This is a genomic window from Corynebacterium zhongnanshanii, from assembly GCF_014490575.1.
Taxonomy (GTDB): Bacteria; Actinomycetota; Actinomycetes; order Mycobacteriales; family Mycobacteriaceae; genus Corynebacterium; species Corynebacterium zhongnanshanii.
The window spans coordinates 1,324,114-1,343,809 of the sequence record NZ_CP061033.1 but is presented as its reverse complement, the minus strand read 5'-3'; the positions used below and the strand labels follow the sequence as shown (position 1 = coordinate 1,343,809).

Sequence of the window (19,696 nt, the reverse complement as noted above, 5' to 3'; positions counted from 1 at the left end):
AGCTATGGCTTTTGACCGCGACGAACTGAACTTTCTGTGCGCTCACCCGGAGGCTATCGCCGAGGCATCCCAGCACGAGCTGACACGGACCTCCATGATGAAGGACATGGGGGTGCTGAAGAAGAGCTACGGGGACTACGCCCGGGCGGTGGTGGAGGCAAGCCTTGCCCGGCGCAGCCTGGAGGCCAAGATCGGGCCGGGCGAGTGGCTGGCCGATAGTGATTCCGCCCAGCAGGCCACGCCCGGTGCCGTCGCGCGCTTCCGTGCCGAGTACCTCCGCAGCCTGGGTGCCACCCGGGTGACGGACGTGACGTGCTCGATAGGCACGGAATTGTTGTTCTCGCAGGTCCCCGCGGCGGGCTCGGATCTGGATGCGTCTCGGGTACGCATGGCCGTGCATAACACACGCGGGTGCTCCCAGGTTCTGGGCGTGGCGCAGGCCGATGCGCTGCAGCCTGTGTGGACCGGAACCGCTTTGACGAACGGGCCTGCCGGGGCGGGGGAGAGCTCCTCGGACATCGTGATCGCCGATCCCGCGCGCCGCAACTCCTCGGGCCGCATCGCGCGCCTCGACGAGGTGCGCCCCACCCTGCCGGAGCTGGTCGAACGCTACCCGCGCCTGGTCGTGAAGTGCGCCCCGGGCATCGACGTGAAGGATGTCTCCGACTGGGCGGGACAAGTTGATTTCATCTCCGTCGGGGGCGACATGAAGGAGGCCAGTGTGTATTCGGCGCCGGTGGTGGGCAGGCCGGCGTCGGATATTCTTCGGCGGGCGGTGGTCATCGGTGACAATTCGGGCACGACGTCGAGGGACATTTGGACGTCCGATATGCCCGACGAGGGTTGTGACGTGCGGCCAGTCGGGAGCTTCATCGTGGAACCCGACGCCGCCCTCATCCGCGCAGGCCTCGTGAGACACTACGGGCACGCCCACGGCCTGTGGCAGCTGGATTCCCATATCGCATTCCTTTCCGGCGATACGGTGCCGCCAGGGGTGCGCGGGTTCGAGGTGCTGGAGCAGGTGCCGCTGCGCCAGGTCAAGGCGGCGTTGGCGGCGCGCGGGGTGGGTAGCGCCGAGATTCTGATCCGCGGGGTGGACCTCGATCCGGACGTGCTGCGCAAGAAGTGGAAGCTGAAGGGAAAGGCCGCGGTGAGCGTGATTATCGCCCGGATTGATGCTGAAGACCAGAGGATGGCCTTCATCTGCCGTCCTGTGCGGGGGTAGTAATAAATAAATAGTTGCTTGCTTGTGGCAGAGGTCACCGAAGCATGGGTAGGATGGCCTACGACAAATACACCCGAGCAGGAAGGCCAACGAATGTCGAACATCGTTGTTCTGGTCAAGCAGGTGCCGGACACCTACTCCGAGCGCAAGCTCACCGAAGATGACTTCACCCTGGACCGTGACAGCGCAGATGCTGTCCTGGATGAAATCAACGAAAACGCTGTGGAAGCAGCTCTTCAGCTCAAGGAAGCTGATGACTCCCGCAACGTGATCGTGCTGTCCGTGGGACCATCCCGCGCCACCGAGGCTCTGCGTAAGGCTCTGTCCCTCGGCTGCGACGAGGCGATCCTGGTGACCGACGAGTCCCTGGCTGGCTCCGATGCGCTGGGAACCGCATGGACCATCTCCAACGCGCTGAACCAGATCGAGGACATCGAGCTGATCATCGCTGGTAACGCTTCCACCGATGGTGGAGCTGGCTCCATCCCAGGTCTGCTGGCTGAGTACCGTCAGATCCCAGCCCTGACCCACATGGAAACCCTGACCGTTGAAGGCGGCAAGGTGACCGGTAACCGCGTGACCGAAGAGGGCGTTTTCGGCCTCGAGGCACCAACCCCAGCCATCGTCTCCGTGACTGAGAAGGCGAACACCCCACGCTTCGCTGCTTTCAAGGGCATCATGGCTGCAAAGAAGAAGACCATCAAGGAACTGTCCATCGAGGAAATCGGCGTAGATGCTGCCAACGTTGGTCTGGCAAACGCCACCACCTCCGTGTCCGCTTCTACCCCGAAGCCACCAAAGTCTGCTGGTGAGATCATCACCGACGAGGGCGAGGGCGGCAAGAAGCTGGTTGAGTTCCTGGTCAAGGAAAAGCTGGTTTAAGGACAAGAGGGAGATAACAACTATGACTAACGTATTGGTACTGGTTGAGCATGGTGAAGGTGAACTGAAGAACACCACCCTCGAGCTCATCACCGCAGGCCGCGCATTCGGAACCGTGGGAGCTGTCGTTGTGGGCGCTCCAGGCTCCGCTGAGAAGCTTCAGGGCGCACTGGCAGAGGCTGGTGCAGAGAACATCTACGCTGCTGAGTCCGACGAGGCAGAGAAGCTGCTGGTTACCCCAGCCGTAGACGCTCTGTCCGGACTGGCTGCCAACCTGCAGGTTCCTGTTCTGGTTGCTGCCACCGCCACCGGCAACGAGATCGCTGGCCGTGTGGGTGCCCGCGTGGCCTCCGGCGTGATCTACAACGCCTCCAACGTCACCGCTGAGAAGACCGCCGAGATCTCCATCTTCGGTGGTGAGTACACCGTGACCGCATCCGCAGCTGGTGCATCCCCAGTGTTCTCCGTGCGCCCAGGCTCCGTGGACCCAGAGCCACAGGGTGCCGCAGGTAACGTTCAGGCTGTGGAGCTGCCAGGCGCAGGCCCAACCGCCGTGACCATCACCTCCTTCTCTCCAGCGGAGCAGGGCGACCGCCCAGAGCTGACCGAGGCAAACATCGTTGTCTCCGGTGGCCGTGGTGTTGCAGGTGCCGAGGGCTTCGAGACTACCGTCGAGCCACTGGCAGACGTGCTGGGTGCTGCCGTGGGTGCTTCCCGTGCCGCCGTGGACGCGGACTTCTACCCAGGCAAGTTCCAGGTCGGCCAGACCGGTGTGACCGTGTCTCCAAACCTGTACGTGGCGCTGGGTATCTCCGGTGCTATTCAGCACAAGGCAGGTATGCAGACCTCCAAGACCATCGTTGCAGTGAACAAGGACCCAGAGGCTTCGATCTTCGAGATCGCAGACTTCGGTGTTGTGGGTGACCTCTTCGATGTTGCACCTCAGGCTACCGAGGAGCTGAAGGGCCGTAAGTAAGCCTGTCGCGCTCATCGCGTAAACGAGCCGCCGGCGTACTCCCGTGAACAGGGAGGTACGCTGGCGGTTTTTCTTATGCATTCTCGATCGTGCTATAAATATAGCCACGCCTAAAATAGGGCAACCTAACTTTTTGGAGAATGACATGAACGCACCTCGTTTCGTCGCCGCCGCAGCCGCAGCGCTACTCGCGCTGTCCGTTGCAGCGTGTTCCGATAACCAGCAGAACACCACGGCATCGAACTCCTCCGATTCCACCTCCGGAGAATCCTTCACCATCACCCACGCCTTCGGCGAGACCACGATCAACGGCACGCCACAGCGCGTTGCCACAGTGGGCTGGGGTAATCACGAAATCCCCCTCGCGCTCGGCGTTGTTCCCGTCGGCATGTCCAAGGCCACCTGGGGCGATGACGACGGCAACGGCATCCTCCCCTGGGTGGAGGACAAGCTCAAGGAACTCGGCGGGGAACAGCCCGCGCTCTTCGACGAAACGGATGGCATCCCCTTCGAACAGGTTGCAGACACCAAGCCCGACGTAATCCTGGCTGCATATTCCGGCTTGACCCAGGAGGACTACGACAAGCTCTCCAAGATTGCCCCAGTGGTGGCTCAGCCGGGTGAGGCCTGGGCGACCACCTTGGAGCAGATGAACCTCATGGACTCCCAGGGCATCAACAAGGCAGAAGAAGGCAAGAAGCTGGACGAGCAGCTGAAGGCCCGCGTGGCAGACGCGATGAAGAAGCACCCAGAGTTGGAGGGGAAGAAGGTTCTGTTCACCTCCTTCGGCACCGCTACTGACGGATCTAAGATCGGTTTCTACACCACCGATGATCCACGCATGGGCTTCCTGGCCGATGCCGGCCTGGGAGTGCCCGAGGTGGTGAAGAAGGCCGCTGAGGAGTCCAACCAGTTCTATGTGGAGCGCTCCCTGGAAAAGCCGGAGCAGTTCGAGGATGTGGATCTGATGGTCGCCTATGGTGAGGATGATCCGAAGGCCAACGAGAAGGCCTTGAAGAAGATGCAGAAGGATCCGCTGTTCAGCCGCATCCCAGCCATCAAGGAAGGCCGTGTGCTCTTCCTGGGTAATGGTCCGCAGGCGGCAGCGACGAACCCGTCGCCGCTGGCGCTGGAGTGGGGCATTGATGAGTACTTCACGAAACTCAGCGACGTTCTGTAGGGCATCCACGCGTCCACGTTCATGAAACATATTTTGCTGAGCATTGTCCTGGTGGGGCTCGCGATCATCGCCAGCATCACTCTGGGCGTGAGAGACATCTCCCTGCAGGACGTGATGGCGGCCGCGCAGGGCCACACGGAGACTGCCGGCCAGGCTGTGGCTGCGGCACGCCTTCCGCGCACGGTGCTGGGCATCGTCGCTGGTGCGGCGCTGGCCACCGCGGGCGTGGCGTTCCAATCCATCACCAGAAACCCCCTGGCTGATCCCGGCATCTTTGGCGTGCTGCACGGCGCCGCTCTCGCGGTGGTGCTGGGCATCACCTTTGGTCTTCACGCGCCGTTCCTCCTGGCCGTGCTGGGCGCTGGCCTGGCGGGCGTGTTTGTGTTCGTCATCGGTTCCATGGGACCTGGTGGCGCCACACCGCTGAAGCTGGCCCTGTCGGGTGCCGCCACGGCCGCGGTGTTGGTGAGCCTCATCCGTGCGGTATTGCTTCCGCAGTCCCAGGTGATGGATCAATTCCGTCACTGGCAGGTGGGTGACATCGCGGGCGCGCAGTGGGACACCCTGGCCGTGGCCGCGCCGGTGATGGCGCTGGCGCTCATTCTGCTGTGGAGCCAGGCGGGCGGCATGAACGCCCTGGCCCTGGGGGATGAGGCGGCCACGTCCTTAGGCCTGTCCGTGCCGCGCGTGCGCATCCTGGTGGGCGCTGCGGGCATCGTCCTGTGCGGCATGGCCACGGCCCTGTGCGGCCCGATCACCTTCCTGGGGCTGATCGTGCCTCACGTGTGCCGCATGCTGGCAGGTACGAACCACCACGTCCTGGTGCCGTTCGCCGCGCTGATGGGCGCGTTCGTGGTGCTGGTCTCGGACACGGCGGGTCGCATGATCATCCCGAACACCGAAATCGCCGTGGGTATCCTGATGCCGCTGCTCGGTGCACCCGTGTTCGTGTGGATCGTCCGGACGTTTAAGGTGCGTGAGCTGGCATGACGAATCCTGTGCTGACCGCCCACGATATCCGACGCCACCAGCGCCGCGCCCGCATCCGCTCCTGGTGTGTGACGGTGGCTTTACTCACCGTGATGACCACCTTGGCGTGCTGCCTGCTGATGATGGGGGAGACCTTCTATCCGATGAGCCAGGTACTCCAGGTGATCCAGGGCAAGACCGTGCCGGGAGCGTCCTACACGGTCGGTGAGCTCCGCCTGCCCCGAACCATCCTTGCCGTACTGGTGGGGCTGGCGCTGGGAAGTGCCGGTATGAGTTTCCAGACGATGCTGCGCAACCAGTTGGCGAGTCCCGACATCATCGGGATTTCGGCTGCGGCCAGTGCCGTGGGAGTCATCGGTATCACCATGTTCCACCTGGACCAGTGGGCCGTGTCTGCGCTGTCGCTGGCCGGAACGCTGGCGCTGGCCGCCGCGATGTACGCCTTCGCGCACGGTGGCACCCGGCTGATCCTGACCGGCATCGGTGTGGGCGCGTTCATGAACTCCATCGTGGTGTTTGTACTCTCCCGGGCCAACGCGCCGGACCTTCAGGCGGCCTCCCGCTGGATGGCCGGATCCTTGAACGTGGCCTCATGGGACATCATCGTGCCCGTGGCGGTGTTCGTGGCCGTGTTCCTTCCCGCGTTGATTGTCCTGACCCATCACCTGTCCGTGCTGCGTTTGGGCGATGAGCTGGCCACCGGACTGGGGCTGAACACCGGACGGACTCGCCTGGTGATCATGAGTATCGCGGTGTTCCTCATCGCCGTGGTGACGGCCGCGGTGGGGCCGATCGCGTTCGTGGCGTTTATGGCCGGGCCGATCGCCGCCCGACTGCCACACACCAACAGCGTGCTGACGTCCGCGCTGGTGGGGGCGATCCTCGTGCTGGGTGCCGATGCGCTCGCACAATTGGTGTTGCCGTATCGCTACCCCGTGGGCGTGGTGACCGGCGCCTTGGGCGCCCCCTTCTTGATCTACCTGTTGATCCGCACCACGAAGAAAGGAGCAGGTCTATGACCACGTCTCACAGTCTGCAGGCTCAGGATGTGACCCTGCACTATGGCGATCGGGTGATTGCCCAAGACTTGTCTCTATCCATCGCGCCGGGAAAGATCACCTCGATCATCGGCCCTAACGGGTGCGGGAAGTCCACCCTGCTGAAGTCCCTGGCCCGGCTACTTCATCCCTCCACCGGCCGGGTGGAGTTGGACGGGAAGAAGCTTCAGGAGTGGGGATCGAAGGAGCTGGCTCGAACGCTGGGCCTGCTGCCGCAGACCCCGCTGGCGCCTGAGGGCATCACGGTGGTGGACCTGGTGGGCCGTGGCCGCACGCCGTACCAGGGGATGCTGGGCCAGTGGAGCAGCGATGACTACGACGCCGTGGCGCAGGCCATGACCATGACCGGGGTGGCGGAGCTCGCCGAGCGCAGCATCGAGGAGCTCTCCGGCGGGCAGCGCCAGCGGGTGTGGATTGCCATGGCCCTGGCTCAACGCACGGATGTGCTCCTGCTGGATGAGCCCACCACGTATCTGGACGTGGCTCATCAGCTCGACGTGCTGGATTTGCTGAAGGAGTTAAACCTCACCCATCAGACCACCATCGTCATGGTTCTGCACGACCTCAACCTGGCCGCCCGCTACTCGGACGAGTTGGTGGCGATGCGCGACGGCGCGATCGTCACCTCGGGCACGCCCGAGCACGTGGTCACACAGGACAATGTGCAACGCATCTTTAACGTGAAATCTCAGGTGATCACAGATCCAGTCTTTGGATCTCCCTTGGTCACCCCGATCGGAAGGTATTGATACTATGGCTTTTTCACCCATCCCGTGCACCGTGGTGCGCAACACCAAGCTGTCGCCGAGCTTTCGCCGGATCACGCTGGGCGCCCCAGGTTTCGGGCCAGCAGGCCCCATCTACGATTTGCGCGTCAAGCTCTTGATTAGCGACGAGCCCCTGCCGAACGTGCCCGACTGGCACTCCCACCTGTCGGTGGCGCAGCGCGAGGCTCTGCGCACCTATTCCATCCGGGACCGCCGTGTGAAGGATAACGGCGATGTAGAGATCGACATCGACTTTGTGGATCACCCGGGCGGCCTGGCCAGCGAGTGGGCCGCGGCCTGTGAGCCCGGCGACACCGTGGTGGTGATCGGCCCGCCGCTGGATGACGCCTCCGGCATGGGCATCGAATTCAACCCCGGCGATGCCACCACCGCCTACCTCCTGGGCGACGAAACCGCAGCCCCCGCCATCGCCCGGACGGTGGAGGAGTGGCCCGATGGCGTGACTGGTCACGCCTTCATCGAGGTGCCGAGCGCCGAGGACATCCTGGATATCGAGACCCCCGACGCCTGCGAGGTGACCTGGCTACCGCGCGAGGGCCGTGCTCGAGGTGCGGCGATGCAGGACAAGCTCTCCGAGCTTCTCGGGTTCACGGTTGCTGAGACGGAGGCAGCCTCCCGCGAGGACGCGTCCGGCGACGATCAGGAGATGCTGGTGTGGGAAACCCCTGCCTACAGCTCCTCCGGTGAGGACCTCCAGGCCCCGCAGGAAAGCCGACCCGACGAGTGCTACTACTGGATCGCCGGAGAATCCTCCGTGGTGAAGGCCATGCGCCGCGACGCCGTCCGCAACGCCGGGGTTCCGCGCTCCATGGTCTCCTTCATGGGCTACTGGAAGGACACGCACTAAAGCGTATACTCGTGTGCCGTGACTACCACCGCCTCGACCACACACCCCAGCCAACCACGGCGCATCTTCGCTGATTACGCCGCCACGGCGCCGCTGCGTCCGGAGGCGATCGAGGCGATGGAGCAGGCCCATCATCTGCTGAACCCCGCGGGCCACTATGCCTCTGGCCGCACGGCCCGCGCCGTGCTGGAGGAGGCCCGGGAGCAGGTGGCGGAGCTGCTTGGCTGCGATCCCGTGGAGGTGATCTTCACTGGTTCCGGCACCGAGGCGGACAACATCGCGATTCAAGGGCTCGCCTTCGCCTCACGGCGGTTGCGGGGCGCGACCGCCGTGGTGAGCAGCGGAATCGAGCACCCCGCCGTGCTGGAATCGGTCCAGTGGCTCACGCACCTGGGCTTTGAGCACCGCGAATGGGCCGTGGACCAGCACGGCCGCGTGGACGCGGACACGGACCTTCTGGACGCCGACGACGTGGCCGTCGCCACGTGCATGTGGGCGAACAACGAAACCGGAAACCTCCAGCCCGTCGAGACGATCACCCAGCGACGTGCACAACACCGCCGCCAGGGCAGTAGCCACGCGGGCGCTATGCCGTTCCATATCGACGCCGTCCAGGCCGTCGGCCACGTGCCGGTCGACTTTCATGCCCTTGGGGTGCAGACCCTGGCCGCCAGCGCGCACAAGTTCGGCGGGCCCAAATCCGCCGGGATCCTCCTCGCCCGCAGGGACGCCCAGATCGACAGCCCCCTGCGCGGCGGCGGCCAGGAACGAGGGCTCCGCTCAGGAACCGCCAACCCGCAGGCGGCGGCTGGGGTGGCTGCGGCGCTGGCGGCGTCGTATAAGACAATGGAACAGGACCACGCCCGCGTTGCCCGCCTCCGGGACCACGTGGCCGAGGTCGCGCGGGGCATCGACGACGTACGCGTGTGGACGCAGGACCCCGCCCTGCACGGCCACCTGCACGTGAGTTTCCCCGGCGCGGAGGGAGATTCCCTGATCATGCTGCTGGACGCGGCGGGGGTGGATGCCTCCACGGGGTCGGCGTGTAGCTCCGGCGTGAACCGGGCCAGCCACGTGCTCACCGCGATGGGCGTGCCGGTGGACGTGGCGCGTGGGGCGCTGCGCATCACCTTAGGAACAGCCACTACCGACGAGGACGCGCGACGGATCGCTGGCCTGTTGCCCGAGGTCGTGGCGCAGGCTCGAGCCGCCGGAATGGCATTTGGTGATAAATCAACTAGATAGGTAGGGTGCAAGGCATGCGAGTAGTAGCAGCAATGAGTGGCGGGGTGGACTCCGCCGTTGCAGCAGCCCGTGCCCTGGAGGAAGGACACGAGGTCATCGGCGTGCACCTGGCCCTGTCCCAATCCCCCGAGGCCGTGCGCGCCGGGTCGCGTGGATGCTGCTCCCTGGAGGACTCGGCGGACGCGCGCCGGGTGGCCGATAAGCTGGGGATCCCTTTTTATGTGTGGGACTTTTCCGATCGCTTCAAGGCAGACGTGATCGACGACTTCGTGGACTCCTACGCGATCGGAGAGACCCCGAATCCGTGCCTGCGCTGCAACGAGAAGATCAAGTTTGAGGCCTTGCTGGATCGCTCTATCGCCTTGGGATTCGACGCCGTCGTGACCGGTCACTACGCCCGGTTGAAGGACGGGGTGATGCGCCGCGGGATCGACGAGAACAAGGACCAGTCCTACGTGCTGGGCGTGCTGACCGACGAGCAGCTGGCGCACTGCATGTTCCCGGTGGGGGACACGGTGAAGCCGGAGATCCGCAAAGAGGCAGCCGAGAATGGCTTTGGTGTGGCGTCCAAGCCAGACTCTCACGACATCTGCTTCATCCCCGATGGGAAGACCCAGGCTTTTCTGGGATCCCGGATCGGGCTGCGCCCCGGCCTGGTGAAGGACCAAGAGGGGGAGACCCTGGCCAGCCACGACGGCGTGTACGGCTTCACGATTGGTCAGCGCAAGGGGCTCGGCCTTCCCCGCGAGGGGCTGGACGGCACCCCGCGCTATGTGACCGACATCGACGCGGCGACCGGTACCGTGACCATTGGCCGCAGGGAAGATCTGAAAACCAGGTCTATCGTGGCCGATCGTTTGAAGCGCTTGAACCCCGACGTTCACGGGCGTGAGTTCCGCTGCGAGGTCCAGGTCCGTGCACACGGCGGGGTGGTGCCGGCCATCGCGCGCCTGGTGGACGACCCCGACCCCGTGACCCCGGCCGGCCGGGAAAAGAAGGCGGACGAGGCGCCGTGGCGCCTGGAGCTGGACCTGCTGGAGCCGTTGGATGGCGTGGCCCGCGGGCAATCCGCCGTGGTCTATCAACCCGACGCCGACGGCGACATCCTCCTCGGCTCCGGAACCATTCGAGCCACGCATGCCTGAGGAAGTGTCCACGAGCCCGCACGAGGAGCGTGAGCGCTACGGCTGGTGGGAGAACACCATCACCCCGCACACCGACGTGCACGCCGCGTGGAGCAGCGCGTTGTCCCGTAGCGTTGACGTGGACGAGGACACCGGCGCGCCTTCTACCCTCGGGTTTATCCGCGTGGACCACCTGGAACGCTCCCTGCTGGCCACTAGCGCGAGCATGGCCCAGCTTCCCCTGCGCACCAACCCGCGCGGCTGGGAGCTCACGGCCCACCCCTCCTTGGAATCCCGCCGTACCGCGGGATTCCTGCGTGAGGCCACGGACGTTGCCGAAGAACTGGTAGCAGGACACGCGCAGCGGATGCTGCTGCACGTGCTGGGGCCGTGGTCCTTCGGAGTAAGCGTGGAATATGCGGGTCACCCGCTGCTGCGCGACAAGCCCGCCTTCCGCGACTGCGCCCTGTCCCTCGGGGACGGGGTGCGCGAGTTCGCCGGTCAGCTGCGAGCTTCCTTAGGCGTGGACGTGAGCATCGTGTTGCATGAACCCCGCGTGAGCGAGGTTTTGGCCGGCGTGCGCGGAGCCACAGACTTTGAGCACCTCCCGCCGGTGGACCGCGAGCACGTGCGTGGCGTGTGGCAGCGCTTCCTGAGGCAGGTGGACCTGCCGGTCATTCTCGACTGCGAGGGCGAGCTTCCTCAGCAGCTGGGAGAGGGGATCGAGGGCTTCGAGCGCGTGGTGATTCCTGCCTCGCAGGCACGCACCACCGCGGGCAAGGATTTCGTGGGAGACCTGTTGGCACGCGGAGTGCGGATCGGATGGGTGCCTGGGGGACGTGAGCTGGGCGTCGGGGGAAAATCAGGGGCGAGTGCCGTGGAGCAGCAGGCGGCGGCGATCGCGACGGACGTTGTACGCCAGTGGGATCAGTGGACGCTGGAGCCGGAGATGCTGCCGCACGCGCTGGACCTCGTGGTGCCCGAGGGCGTGCGCAGTGTGGCCGAGGCCAGCACACAGGCGGCGATCATTCGGAGCGCTGCCGCGCTGATCTGGCACAACTAGCGGGTCATGGCTGGGGCGCCGCTGTCACGGCCTTATGGCTACAGACCCAGGAGCTCCTTGAAGCCCGCTTCGTCCAGAACCGGCACGCCCAACTGCTCCGCCTTCGTGAGCTTGGAGCCCGCCTTCGCGCCGGCGACCAGGTAGTCCGTGTTCTTCGAGACACTTCCGGCGGCCTTCCCGCCACGCGACTCGATGGCCTCCTTGGCCTGGGAGCGGTCGAACTCCTCCAATGTGCCGGTCACCACAATCGTGAGGCCCTCCAGTGTGGCCTCGGGAAGGTCGTCCGGCTCAGGCAGATCCTCCTCCATCCGGACCCCGGCTGCAGCCCAGGCCTCCACGATGTCCACGTGCCAGTCCACCGTGAACCAGTCGGCGATGGACTGGGCGATGGTGGCGCCCACGCCATCGATCTCGGCCATGCTCTCCGGGCTGGCCTGGCGGATCTTCTCCAGAGAGCCGTAGTGCTTCGCCAGGGCCTTCGCCGCCGTGGGGCCGACGTGCCTGATGGACAGCGCCACGATCACTCGCCACAGGTCCACGTCCTTGGCAGCCTGCAGCTTCTCCAGCAGGGTTGTTCCTTGCTTATTCAGAGCGCCGGAACGGGTGGTGTAGGCACTCGTTCGTTCCAGGTCCTCGGTGGTGAGGGAGAAAAGAGTGGACTCGTCGCTCAGCACACCCGAGTGGATCAGGTCGTAGGCGGCCTTTTCCCCCAGGGCGTCAATGTCGAAAGCGCCCCGCCCGGCGAGGTAGGTCAAGCGCGTGTGCAGCTGGCCGGGGCAGCGGCGGGTGTTGGGGCAGCGCCAGTCGGCGTCGCCTTCCTTCGAAGGAGCCAGGGGCGTGCCACATTCCGGGCACAGGGAGGAGAAGATGAAGGGGCGTTCGCGTCCCGTGCGGGCATCCTCCACGGGGCCTAGGACCTCGGGGATGACCTCGCCGGCTTTGCGGATCATGATGGAATCACCCAGTTGGATGCCCTTACGGTGCGCCTCCGAAGGGTTGTGCAGCGTCGCCATGCTGATGGTGGAACCTGCAACATACTTCGGCTCCATCACGGCATACGGCGTGGCCCGGCCGGTGCGCCCGATGCCCACGCGGATGTTCTTCAGTACGGTCATCGCCTCTTCGGGCGGGTACTTGTAGGCGATCGCCCAGCGGGGAGCGCGGCTGGTGGTGCCCAAGGAAAGCTGGTCGGCGAGATCGTTGACCTTAATGACCAGGCCATCCATCTCGTGGGTGGCGCTGTGGCGATGCTCGCCCCAATACGTCACCTCGCGCAGCACTTCCTTCGTGCTGCGCAGACGCTTGGTGTAGGGGCTGACGGGCAGCCCCCAGGATTCGATAGCCTGGTAGGCGTCCCACTGGCTGTCCACGTCGAATCCCTCGCGGGCGCCGATGCCGTGGCAGATGAGCTTCAGCGGGCGCTTGGCCGTGTCCTCTGCATTCTTTTGGCGCATCGCACCGGCGGCAGCATTGCGGGGGTTGGCGAACATTTTGAGCCCCTCGGCCTGGCGCTGGGCGTTCATCGCGGCAAAGTCGTCCACGTCGATGAACACCTCTCCGCGGATTTCCACGAGCTCCGGGATGTTGTCACCCTGAAGGGTGTCCGGGATGTCGGACAGTGTGCGGGCGTTGTGGGTAATGTCTTCGCCGGTGGTTCCGTCACCGCGGGTGAGGGCTAGCTCTAGCTTGCCTTGGATGTAGAGCAGGTTGATGCTGGCGCCGTCGATCTTGAGTTCAGTGAGGTATTCGCTGGCTGGGGTGCGGTCGAGCCACTGCTGGAGCTGCTCGGTATCGAAGACGTTGTCCAGGGAGAGCATGCGCTCACGGTGGTTCACATTGCGAAAAGCTGTGCTGGTAGGGGGAGCGGGAGCCACTTCCTGTGTGGGGCTGGGGCCCGTGACGGCCTCGGGGTGCTCCTCCTCGAAGTTCTTCAAGTCGGTGAGGAGCTGGTCGAAGTCCGCGTCCGAGATCTCCGGCGTGGCGTAGTAATACTGGTGCCGGTGGTGGCGCACCTGCTCGGCGAGGCGTTGCCAGTGTTGGGTGAGTTCGGTCAGCGAAGGGTCAGTCACGATATGCCATTCTACGGTGTGAGCGTGTGCGGTCGCGGGAGTTAGTTGTGAAAACATTATGTGATCACCGGGTGTGCGAGTGGGCTGGATCACGTGTCGGGTCGGTCTAGGTAACACAAGGGGGTGGGTAAAACAATGGGAAATATAGATATATCGCGTGTGAGCGCCCCTCTAGCGCTGGGTGTTCGTTCTTTCGATTATTGAATTATCAGGTGCGACAGCGCCGTGAAGGGTGTTCAGGTGGGGCGGGGTCGAGCGTTAGCGTAAAGGAACCTCAAGGCAAACACCCAAGACAATGTGAAAGGAATAACCTTATGTTGTTCGACGCTCTGACTCTCCAGGCAAACGGCTACCTCTTCGGCGATGACCAAGAACTCTTCGTCCCCGCCGACAACACCAACCGCATCGCCGAGGACATGCTGATCTAAAGCTCATCCTTACAGATGCTTAAGCCAGGACCTGTGCGGGTCCTGGCTTTTCTTAGTGAAGTGCACGGCTATATGCAACCTGGATGGGGAGGGGGAAGGGAAACGCCCTGGTCAGCTCAATAGTGGTCTTTTGAGGTCTACTCTGAGATACTACACATGTGAAAAGTAGGAGTATAAGGAAAGGCTTAGCAGCGCCTGTGGCACTCGCTGCACTTTTCTCATACCCTGCACTCGCCGCCGTGGCCGATGCACAGCCGACTGACACCGACCAGCCAACTGCGGAGACGTTCATCGTCGACGACATTGATGAGTCCGGAATAGTGTTGCGCGACCCCTGTGCAGAAGATCTGGAATGCGACGGTCAGTGGGATCCCTCGGAATCAGATGAGCCGGACACTCTCAACGAGGTCGATCCTGGCCTTGAGATTCCTCTCAGTGATACCTCCGTTATTGATGCCTCTGATTTTGATTTTGAACCGTTGGCGGATCTAGATGAAGAGACGCCAGCATCACAGCCGGCACCTGACCCTCATCAACCGGATGACTCATACGTCATTCCGATCACCGGGGGTCCGTCTCATAACCATGGACATGATCATGGAAACGTTCATGGCAGTAGTGCAAGGCCGAGCGGTCATAAGCCCGGTGGTTCAGACAAAATTGGGAAGCCTACGAAGCCTTCCAAGCCGTCTAACCCGGACAAGCCTGCGATGCCGGACAAGCCTTCTGACAAGCCTGCGAAGCCGGAGAAACCCGCGAAGCCTTCTAAGCCATCCACAAAGCCACGTCCACACAAGGATGCCCCTCACAGAGGAACGGGCGGATATACTGTGGATTCTCTTCTGGCTGCCCTTGCGGAATCTCCTCGCGGTCACGAGCGGGTGAATACCAAGAAGTTCTTGCGCCCAGCAACCACCAACGAGGTGCGGCGGCGTGAATTGGAAGATCTCATCGAACAAGCATCCACGAACCCACGGGCAGCCCGGCAACTGCAAAGGGCGCGCGCTCGGGGCGAGGTCGTTCCCAAGGTGTACACAGGCCATCGTGACGATGAGCTGCGTCCACGAGGTGAATCGTGGGCATGGTCAGCCCAGAGCGCCCCGAAGAAGCACGCGCCTGGTGAACCAGATGCAGCTGAGTCAGAATCAACCCCTGGAGGCTTCGCGGTGCTGTCCCACGGCGACATCTCGCCTTTACCGCGCACCCCAGTGGGATTCCTGAGCCTGATCGCCTTTTTAGGGGCCATTGGGCTGGGCGTGGCCATTGGGCCTGCGATGTGGGGTCACTTCACCCGCAAGCCATGATGCTTGCGCATCGGGGTGTGTGACCCCTAGCCACTAGAGTGGTGAGCATGAACGGATTCGACCCCTCACACATGCTCAGCTTCGACTTGGAAACCACCGGAGTGGACCCCACAACTGCACGCATTGTCACCAGTGCGCTGGTTACCATCCGTGGGCGTGAGCGCCAGGACCTCGAGATGCTGGCCGACCCCGGCATCGAGATTCCCAAGGCCGCCAGCGACGTGCACGGAATCACCACGGACTATGCCCGCGAGCATGGTCGCGATCACGAAGAAGTTCTAAAAGAAACAATAAATCGCATTCGTGAGGGGTGGTCTCAGGGGGCAACGCTCATTGTCTACAACGCCCCCTATGACCTCTCCGTGCTGAAGTCCTTGGACCCCTCATTCACGATCGACGGCCTGGTTGTGGATCCGCTGGTGATCGACAAGAAGATGGACCAATACCGCAAGGGGAAAAAGACCTTGGAGAGCGTCAGCGAGCACTATGGAGTGCCGGTTGAGAATGCGCATGAAGCCACGTCAGACGCCATTGCTGCGGCTCGCGTGGCCTGGAAACTCAGCCGCGCCTACCCTGAGATCGTCTCCATGACTGGCGATGAACTCATGCACGCACAGGCTACGTGGCACTACGAAGCACAGACCGATCTGCAGGAGTACTTCACACGCATTGGCAAAGAGGCGGACGTGAAAACGTCCTGGCCGCTGATTGTGTAGTGGTTGGAGGCCACAGGGGCGTAACATTCTGTCTGACGCTTTCACGACTTGTGTCCACACAGAAAAGAGAAGACCCATGGCATCCACACACGACCGTGGTAATGGTCCGCAGATCGCGGCATCCTCAAAGCCGCGCAAGGACCACACGCACTGGCTATACATCGCAGTGATCATCGCCGTTATTGGCGGTATCGTCTTTGGGCTGGTTGCCCCCAGCATTGCGATCAACTTCAAGGTTCTCGGAACGATGTTCGTGAGCCTGATCAAGATGATCATCGCTCCTGTGATTTTCTGCACTATCGTGCTGGGCATCGGATCAGTCCGTGCGGCAGCCTCCGTGGGTAAAGCCGGCGGAATCGCCCTGGCATACTTCATCACGATGTCCACCCTGGCGCTGGGAGTGGGCCTGATCGTGGGAAACCTGCTTCAGCCCGGAGACGGCCTGAACGTGGGTCACACCGGCGGTGATGCGAGCGCCCTGATCAAGAAAGCAGAAGGCAACCACGAGGGTCTGGTTGGATTCGTCCAATCCATCATCCCCGAGAGCTTCTTCAGCGCCTTCACCTCCGGATCCGTTCTCCAGGTGCTCTTCATCGCCCTGCTGGTGGGCTTCGCCACCCAATCCATGGGGCCGGCAGGGGAGCCGATTCTGAACTTTGTGGCGATGCTCCAGCGCCTCGTTTTCAAGATCCTGTCCTGGATCCTGTGGCTCGCCCCCATCGGCGCCTTCGGTGCGATCGCTGGCGTGGTTGCGGGCACGGGACTGGACGCAGTCATCCAACTGGGTGTGCTGATGCTGGGCTTCTACATCACCTGCGTGGTTTTCGTCTTCGGAATCCTCGGCCTGGTACTCCAGGTGTTCACCGGCTTTAGCATCTTCAAGCTGGCGAAGTACCTGGGTCGTGAGTTCCTGCTGATCTTCGCCACGTCCTCCTCCGAGTCCGCTCTGCCGAACCTCATGCGCAAGATGGAGCACATCGGCGTGGACAAGTCCACCGTCGGCATCGTGGTACCCACCGGCTACTCCTTCAACTTGGATGGCACAGCCATCTACCTGACGATGGCAGCCATCTTCGTCTCGGACGCGATGAACATGCCGATGACCATTGGCGAGCAGATCGGTCTGCTGGTCTTCATGATGATCGCCTCCAAGGGAGCCGCCGGCGTGAGTGGCGCCGGTATCGCCACCCTGGCCGCGGGCCTGCAATCGCATCGCCCAGAGCTGCTGAACGGCGTGGACATCATCGTGGGTATCGACCGCTTCATGTCCGAGGCTCGCGCCCTGACGAACTTCGCCGGTAACTCCGTGGCTACTCTCCTGGTGGGAACGTGGACCAAGACCGTCGATAAGGAGCAAGTCCACCGCGTGCTGAACGGGGAGGATCCGTACGTTCCCGGCGAAGACGATGGTCATGACGTGAACCTGGCGTATCCGTCGGTGGAGAACCCGGCAGATGACCTGCAGCCAACCCCGCAGGTGAACCTCAAGGACTACGAGAAGTAGCCGTGGAACTATAATCGGCAACCATGTCACTGACTGGTGCTGATTACCTCAAGCAAATCGTGGCCGCCCCTGTCTATCGGGCGGCCATTCACACGCCACTGGAATCCATGAAGGCGCTCTCCGAGCGACTGGGAAACACCGTCTTCATTAAACGAGAAGACCTGCAACCCGTGCACAGCTTCAAGATCCGCGGTGCATTCAACCGGATGGCACAACTCAGCGAGACCGAGCGCGCCGCCGGCGTGGTGGCCGCCTCTGCGGGCAACCACGCCCAGGGGGTGGCCCTGTCTGGTCGCGAACTGGGGATCCGCACCATCATCGTGATGCCGGTGACCACGCCGACCATTAAAATCGACGCCGTCCAGGGTTTTGGCGGCGAAGTCCTGCTGCACGGCTCGAACTTCGATGAGGCCAAGGCCAAGGCCATTGAATTGTCGGAACGCGACGGCATGGTGTTCGTGGCTCCCTTCGACGATCCGGCCGTCATCGCCGGCCAGGGCACCCTTGGCCTGGAGATCTTCCAGTCCCTGCCCACGGTCGACCGCGTCTTCGTTCCCGTGGGAGGCGGCGGAATCGCCGCCGGCGTGGCCGTGCTTTTGAAGCAGCTCAATCCTGACATTCGCGTGATCGGTGTGGAGCCGGAGGAGTCCGCGTGCTTGAGCGCCGCCCTGAAGGCAGGCCGGGCTGTGACCCTGGACCACGTCAGCCTCTTTGCCGAGGGCGTGGCCGTGAAGCAGATCGGTGCAGAGACCCTGCGTCTGTGCACCGAGTACCTGGACGACGTCATCACCGTGTCCTCCGATGAAATCTCGGCGGCCACGAAGGATATCTACGACGACACGCGCGCCATTGCTGAGCCCGCCGGCGCCGTGTCTCTCGCCGGCTTGAAGCGCTACGTTGCAGAGCACAGCATCGCGGGGGAGACCCTGGTGAACATCCTGTCCGGCGCGAACATGAACTTCCACTCCCTGCGCTATGTCTCCGAACGCGCGGAGCTGGGCGAAGGCGGCGAGGCCATTTTCGGAGTGACCATCCCAGAGGTGGAAGGATCCTTCCTGAAGTTCTGCCGCGTCTTGGGTGGTCGCGCCGTGACCGAATTCTCCTACCGCGTGGATGAGCGCGAGGGCGAACGACCAGCCCGCATCTTCGTGGGTGTGAAAATCACCGAAGGCGCCAAGGAGCGCGCCGAGATTATGAAGGACCTCGAGGCCGCAGGCTACGGAGTGGTGGACCTGTCCGATGATGACATGGCCAAGGAGCACGTCCGCTACATGATCGGCGGCAAGCCGCCGACTCATGTGGACGAGACCCTCTACAGCTTCGAGTTCCCCGAACACCCTGGTGCACTCCAGCGATTCCTCGAGGTGCTGGGAACACGCTGGAACATCTCCATGTTCCACTACCGTTCCTTCGGCATGGATTACGGCCGCATCCTCACGGCGTTTGAAAACGTGTCCGCGGATCCGGACTTCCAGGAGCACTTGACGCAGCTGGGCTACCACGCCACGGACGTGTCCGACAGCGAGGCCTACAAGTTCTTCCTGCAGCCTTCCCAGAGGGCTTAAGGCGCCATCCTTAATTCTCCTGATGAGCTCACTAGCTCATCAGCCCATCAGCTGAAGAACGCACCCACGATGGTGCCCACCTGGCGGAGATGCTCCACCTCGGACAGCAGGAAGTCCGGGCCGCCGGGGCGCCCGATGACCAGGATCAGGTCCGTTCCCTCTACCGGCGTGGCCGCCAGCGCAGAGTCCATCACTGACCAGTTGGGTGGGATCCAGTCCTCACGTTCGGGGCGCAGCACCCGAGCCTCCTCCACGGGAGGTGCATCCAGCACGCGGCCGTTATCTTCGGGGGCGGCGTCGGAGGCAGCCACACGATGGGTATTGGGCGTGGTCTTTAGCATGATCGCCCACCCAGCCGTCATGGACTGAGGCAGGTCCTTCATCATGATGCTCAGGGCATGATCCAGTTGGCGTCGTCGTTCTGCAACGCCCGCAAGCATCTGCACCTGGCCTCGACGGTCAACGGTGCCGGAGTACGGGCGAATGGAATCCACGTACACACCGTCAATCTCCTGTGCGGCGGTGATCAACGCATCGGGAAGACGACCAGACGGCAGGCTGACCACAATATCGTCAATGACCTCACCAGTTTCATCGTGCCCGACGATGTCCACGCCGCGGATGTCACCGCCGACCGTCCCCAGCGCTGCAGCAAGCAGACCCAGGGCACCCGGCAAATCGGGCATACGGACACGCATCAAAAAAGACATGTGCCCCAGTGTACTAGAGTGG

17 protein-coding genes are annotated in these 19,696 nt (G+C 63.2%); 15 read left to right on the top strand and 2 right to left on the bottom strand.

The genetic code is table 11. From position 1 onward, the window contains the following. Positions 1-4: 4 nt before the first annotated feature. From IAU67_RS06010 to IAU67_RS05960, 11 genes are all read left to right on the top strand, one after another. The gene (locus IAU67_RS06010) at positions 5-1,225 is read left to right on the top strand and encodes a THUMP-like domain-containing protein (RefSeq protein ID WP_151841800.1); all 1,221 of its coding nucleotides are present in this window, start codon (positions 5-7) and stop codon (positions 1,223-1,225) included. A 93-nt stretch (positions 1,226-1,318) separates the two neighbouring features. Beyond that, positions 1,319-2,107: an electron transfer flavoprotein subunit beta/FixA family protein gene (locus IAU67_RS06005; protein ID WP_151841799.1), complete on the top strand. Its 789-nt coding sequence runs from the start codon at positions 1,319-1,321 to the stop codon at positions 2,105-2,107. A 22-nt stretch (positions 2,108-2,129) separates the two neighbouring features. Continuing rightward, entirely contained in the window at positions 2,130-3,083 is a 954-nt protein-coding gene (locus IAU67_RS06000; RefSeq protein WP_151841798.1) for an electron transfer flavoprotein subunit alpha/FixB family protein, read from the top strand. Positions 3,084-3,228: 145 nt separating this feature from the next. Continuing rightward, on the top strand, positions 3,229-4,263 hold the full coding sequence (locus IAU67_RS05995) for an iron-siderophore ABC transporter substrate-binding protein (RefSeq protein ID WP_151841797.1): 1,035 nt from the start codon (positions 3,229-3,231) through the stop codon (positions 4,261-4,263). A 21-nt stretch (positions 4,264-4,284) separates the two neighbouring features. Beyond that, positions 4,285-5,253, top strand: coding sequence for a FecCD family ABC transporter permease (locus IAU67_RS05990; RefSeq protein ID WP_151841796.1), 969 nt, complete (start codon positions 4,285-4,287; stop codon positions 5,251-5,253). Beyond that, positions 5,250-6,272, top strand: a complete 1,023-nt coding sequence (locus IAU67_RS05985) for a FecCD family ABC transporter permease (protein WP_151841795.1) — start codon at positions 5,250-5,252, stop codon at positions 6,270-6,272. The genes IAU67_RS05990 and IAU67_RS05985 overlap by 4 nt, the downstream gene beginning before the upstream one ends. Further along, positions 6,269-7,060, top strand: coding sequence for an ABC transporter ATP-binding protein (locus IAU67_RS05980; protein ID WP_151841794.1), 792 nt, complete (start codon positions 6,269-6,271; stop codon positions 7,058-7,060). The genes IAU67_RS05985 and IAU67_RS05980 overlap by 4 nt, the downstream gene beginning before the upstream one ends. Positions 7,061-7,064: 4 nt before the next feature. Further along, entirely contained in the window at positions 7,065-7,946 is an 882-nt protein-coding gene (locus IAU67_RS05975) for a siderophore-interacting protein (protein WP_151841793.1), read from the top strand. Between the two features lie 18 nt (positions 7,947-7,964). Continuing rightward, the gene (locus IAU67_RS05970; protein ID WP_151841792.1) at positions 7,965-9,191 is read left to right on the top strand and encodes a cysteine desulfurase family protein; all 1,227 of its coding nucleotides are present in this window, start codon (positions 7,965-7,967) and stop codon (positions 9,189-9,191) included. Between the two features lie 14 nt (positions 9,192-9,205). Continuing rightward, complete coding sequence (mnmA, locus tag IAU67_RS05965) at positions 9,206-10,336, top strand: tRNA 2-thiouridine(34) synthase MnmA (protein ID WP_151841791.1); 1,131 nt, start codon at positions 9,206-9,208, stop codon at positions 10,334-10,336. Continuing rightward, positions 10,329-11,378, top strand: coding sequence for a hypothetical protein (locus IAU67_RS05960; protein ID WP_151841790.1), 1,050 nt, complete (start codon positions 10,329-10,331; stop codon positions 11,376-11,378). The genes mnmA and IAU67_RS05960 overlap by 8 nt, the downstream gene beginning before the upstream one ends. A 38-nt stretch (positions 11,379-11,416) precedes the next feature. On the opposite strand, the gene ligA is transcribed toward IAU67_RS05960, so the two are convergent. Next, a complete protein-coding gene (gene ligA, locus IAU67_RS05955) occupies positions 11,417-13,447 on the bottom strand; it encodes an NAD-dependent DNA ligase LigA (protein ID WP_151841789.1) in 2,031 nt (676 codons plus the stop codon). A 667-nt stretch (positions 13,448-14,114) separates the two neighbouring features. On the opposite strand from ligA, the gene IAU67_RS05950 reads away from it, so the two are divergent. The 4 genes from IAU67_RS05950 to ilvA all read left to right on the top strand — a co-directional run bounded on the left by IAU67_RS05950 (position 14,115) and on the right by ilvA (position 18,964). Next, positions 14,115-15,179 (top strand): hypothetical protein, encoded by a 1,065-nt coding sequence (locus IAU67_RS05950; protein WP_187767869.1) that lies wholly within the window; start codon positions 14,115-14,117, stop codon positions 15,177-15,179. 47 nt (positions 15,180-15,226) lie between these two features. Beyond that, positions 15,227-15,895, top strand: coding sequence for a 3'-5' exonuclease (locus tag IAU67_RS05945; RefSeq protein ID WP_151841788.1), 669 nt, complete (start codon positions 15,227-15,229; stop codon positions 15,893-15,895). A gap of 76 nt (positions 15,896-15,971) precedes the next feature. Continuing rightward, the gene (locus IAU67_RS05940; protein WP_151841787.1) at positions 15,972-17,399 is read left to right on the top strand and encodes a cation:dicarboxylate symporter family transporter; all 1,428 of its coding nucleotides are present in this window, start codon (positions 15,972-15,974) and stop codon (positions 17,397-17,399) included. A 23-nt stretch (positions 17,400-17,422) separates the two neighbouring features. Then, complete coding sequence (gene ilvA / locus IAU67_RS05935) at positions 17,423-18,964, top strand: threonine ammonia-lyase, biosynthetic (protein WP_151841786.1); 1,542 nt, start codon at positions 17,423-17,425, stop codon at positions 18,962-18,964. A 47-nt stretch (positions 18,965-19,011) separates the two neighbouring features. Here ilvA and IAU67_RS05930 read toward each other — a convergent pair whose 3' ends face one another. Continuing rightward, the gene (locus tag IAU67_RS05930; RefSeq protein WP_151841785.1) at positions 19,012-19,674 is read right to left on the bottom strand and encodes an ACT domain-containing protein; all 663 of its coding nucleotides are present in this window, start codon (positions 19,672-19,674) and stop codon (positions 19,012-19,014) included. Between the last annotated feature and the right edge of the window lie 22 nt (positions 19,675-19,696).

Bases quoted from the DNA above. Each gene is read 5' to 3' on its own strand.
- IAU67_RS06010 (WP_151841800.1), top strand. From the start codon at position 5: ATGGCTTTTGACCGCGACGAACTGAACTTTCTGTGCGCTCACCCGGAG.
- IAU67_RS06005 (WP_151841799.1), top strand. From the start codon at position 1,319: ATGTCGAACATCGTTGTTCTGGTCAAGCAGGTGCCGGACACCTACTCC.
- IAU67_RS06000 (WP_151841798.1), top strand. From the start codon at position 2,130: ATGACTAACGTATTGGTACTGGTTGAGCATGGTGAAGGTGAACTGAAG.
- IAU67_RS05995 (WP_151841797.1), top strand. From the start codon at position 3,229: ATGAACGCACCTCGTTTCGTCGCCGCCGCAGCCGCAGCGCTACTCGCG.
- IAU67_RS05990 (WP_151841796.1), top strand. From the start codon at position 4,285: ATGAAACATATTTTGCTGAGCATTGTCCTGGTGGGGCTCGCGATCATC.
- IAU67_RS05985 (WP_151841795.1), top strand. From the start codon at position 5,250: ATGACGAATCCTGTGCTGACCGCCCACGATATCCGACGCCACCAGCGC.
- IAU67_RS05980 (WP_151841794.1), top strand. From the start codon at position 6,269: ATGACCACGTCTCACAGTCTGCAGGCTCAGGATGTGACCCTGCACTAT.
- IAU67_RS05975 (WP_151841793.1), top strand. From the start codon at position 7,065: ATGGCTTTTTCACCCATCCCGTGCACCGTGGTGCGCAACACCAAGCTG.
- mnmA (WP_151841791.1), top strand. From the start codon at position 9,206: ATGCGAGTAGTAGCAGCAATGAGTGGCGGGGTGGACTCCGCCGTTGCA.
- IAU67_RS05960 (WP_151841790.1), top strand. From the start codon at position 10,329: ATGCCTGAGGAAGTGTCCACGAGCCCGCACGAGGAGCGTGAGCGCTAC.
- IAU67_RS05945 (WP_151841788.1), top strand. From the start codon at position 15,227: ATGAACGGATTCGACCCCTCACACATGCTCAGCTTCGACTTGGAAACC.
- IAU67_RS05940 (WP_151841787.1), top strand. From the start codon at position 15,972: ATGGCATCCACACACGACCGTGGTAATGGTCCGCAGATCGCGGCATCC.
- ilvA (WP_151841786.1), top strand. From the start codon at position 17,423: ATGTCACTGACTGGTGCTGATTACCTCAAGCAAATCGTGGCCGCCCCT.
- IAU67_RS05930 (WP_151841785.1), bottom strand. From the start codon at position 19,674: ATGTCTTTTTTGATGCGTGTCCGTATGCCCGATTTGCCGGGTGCCCTG.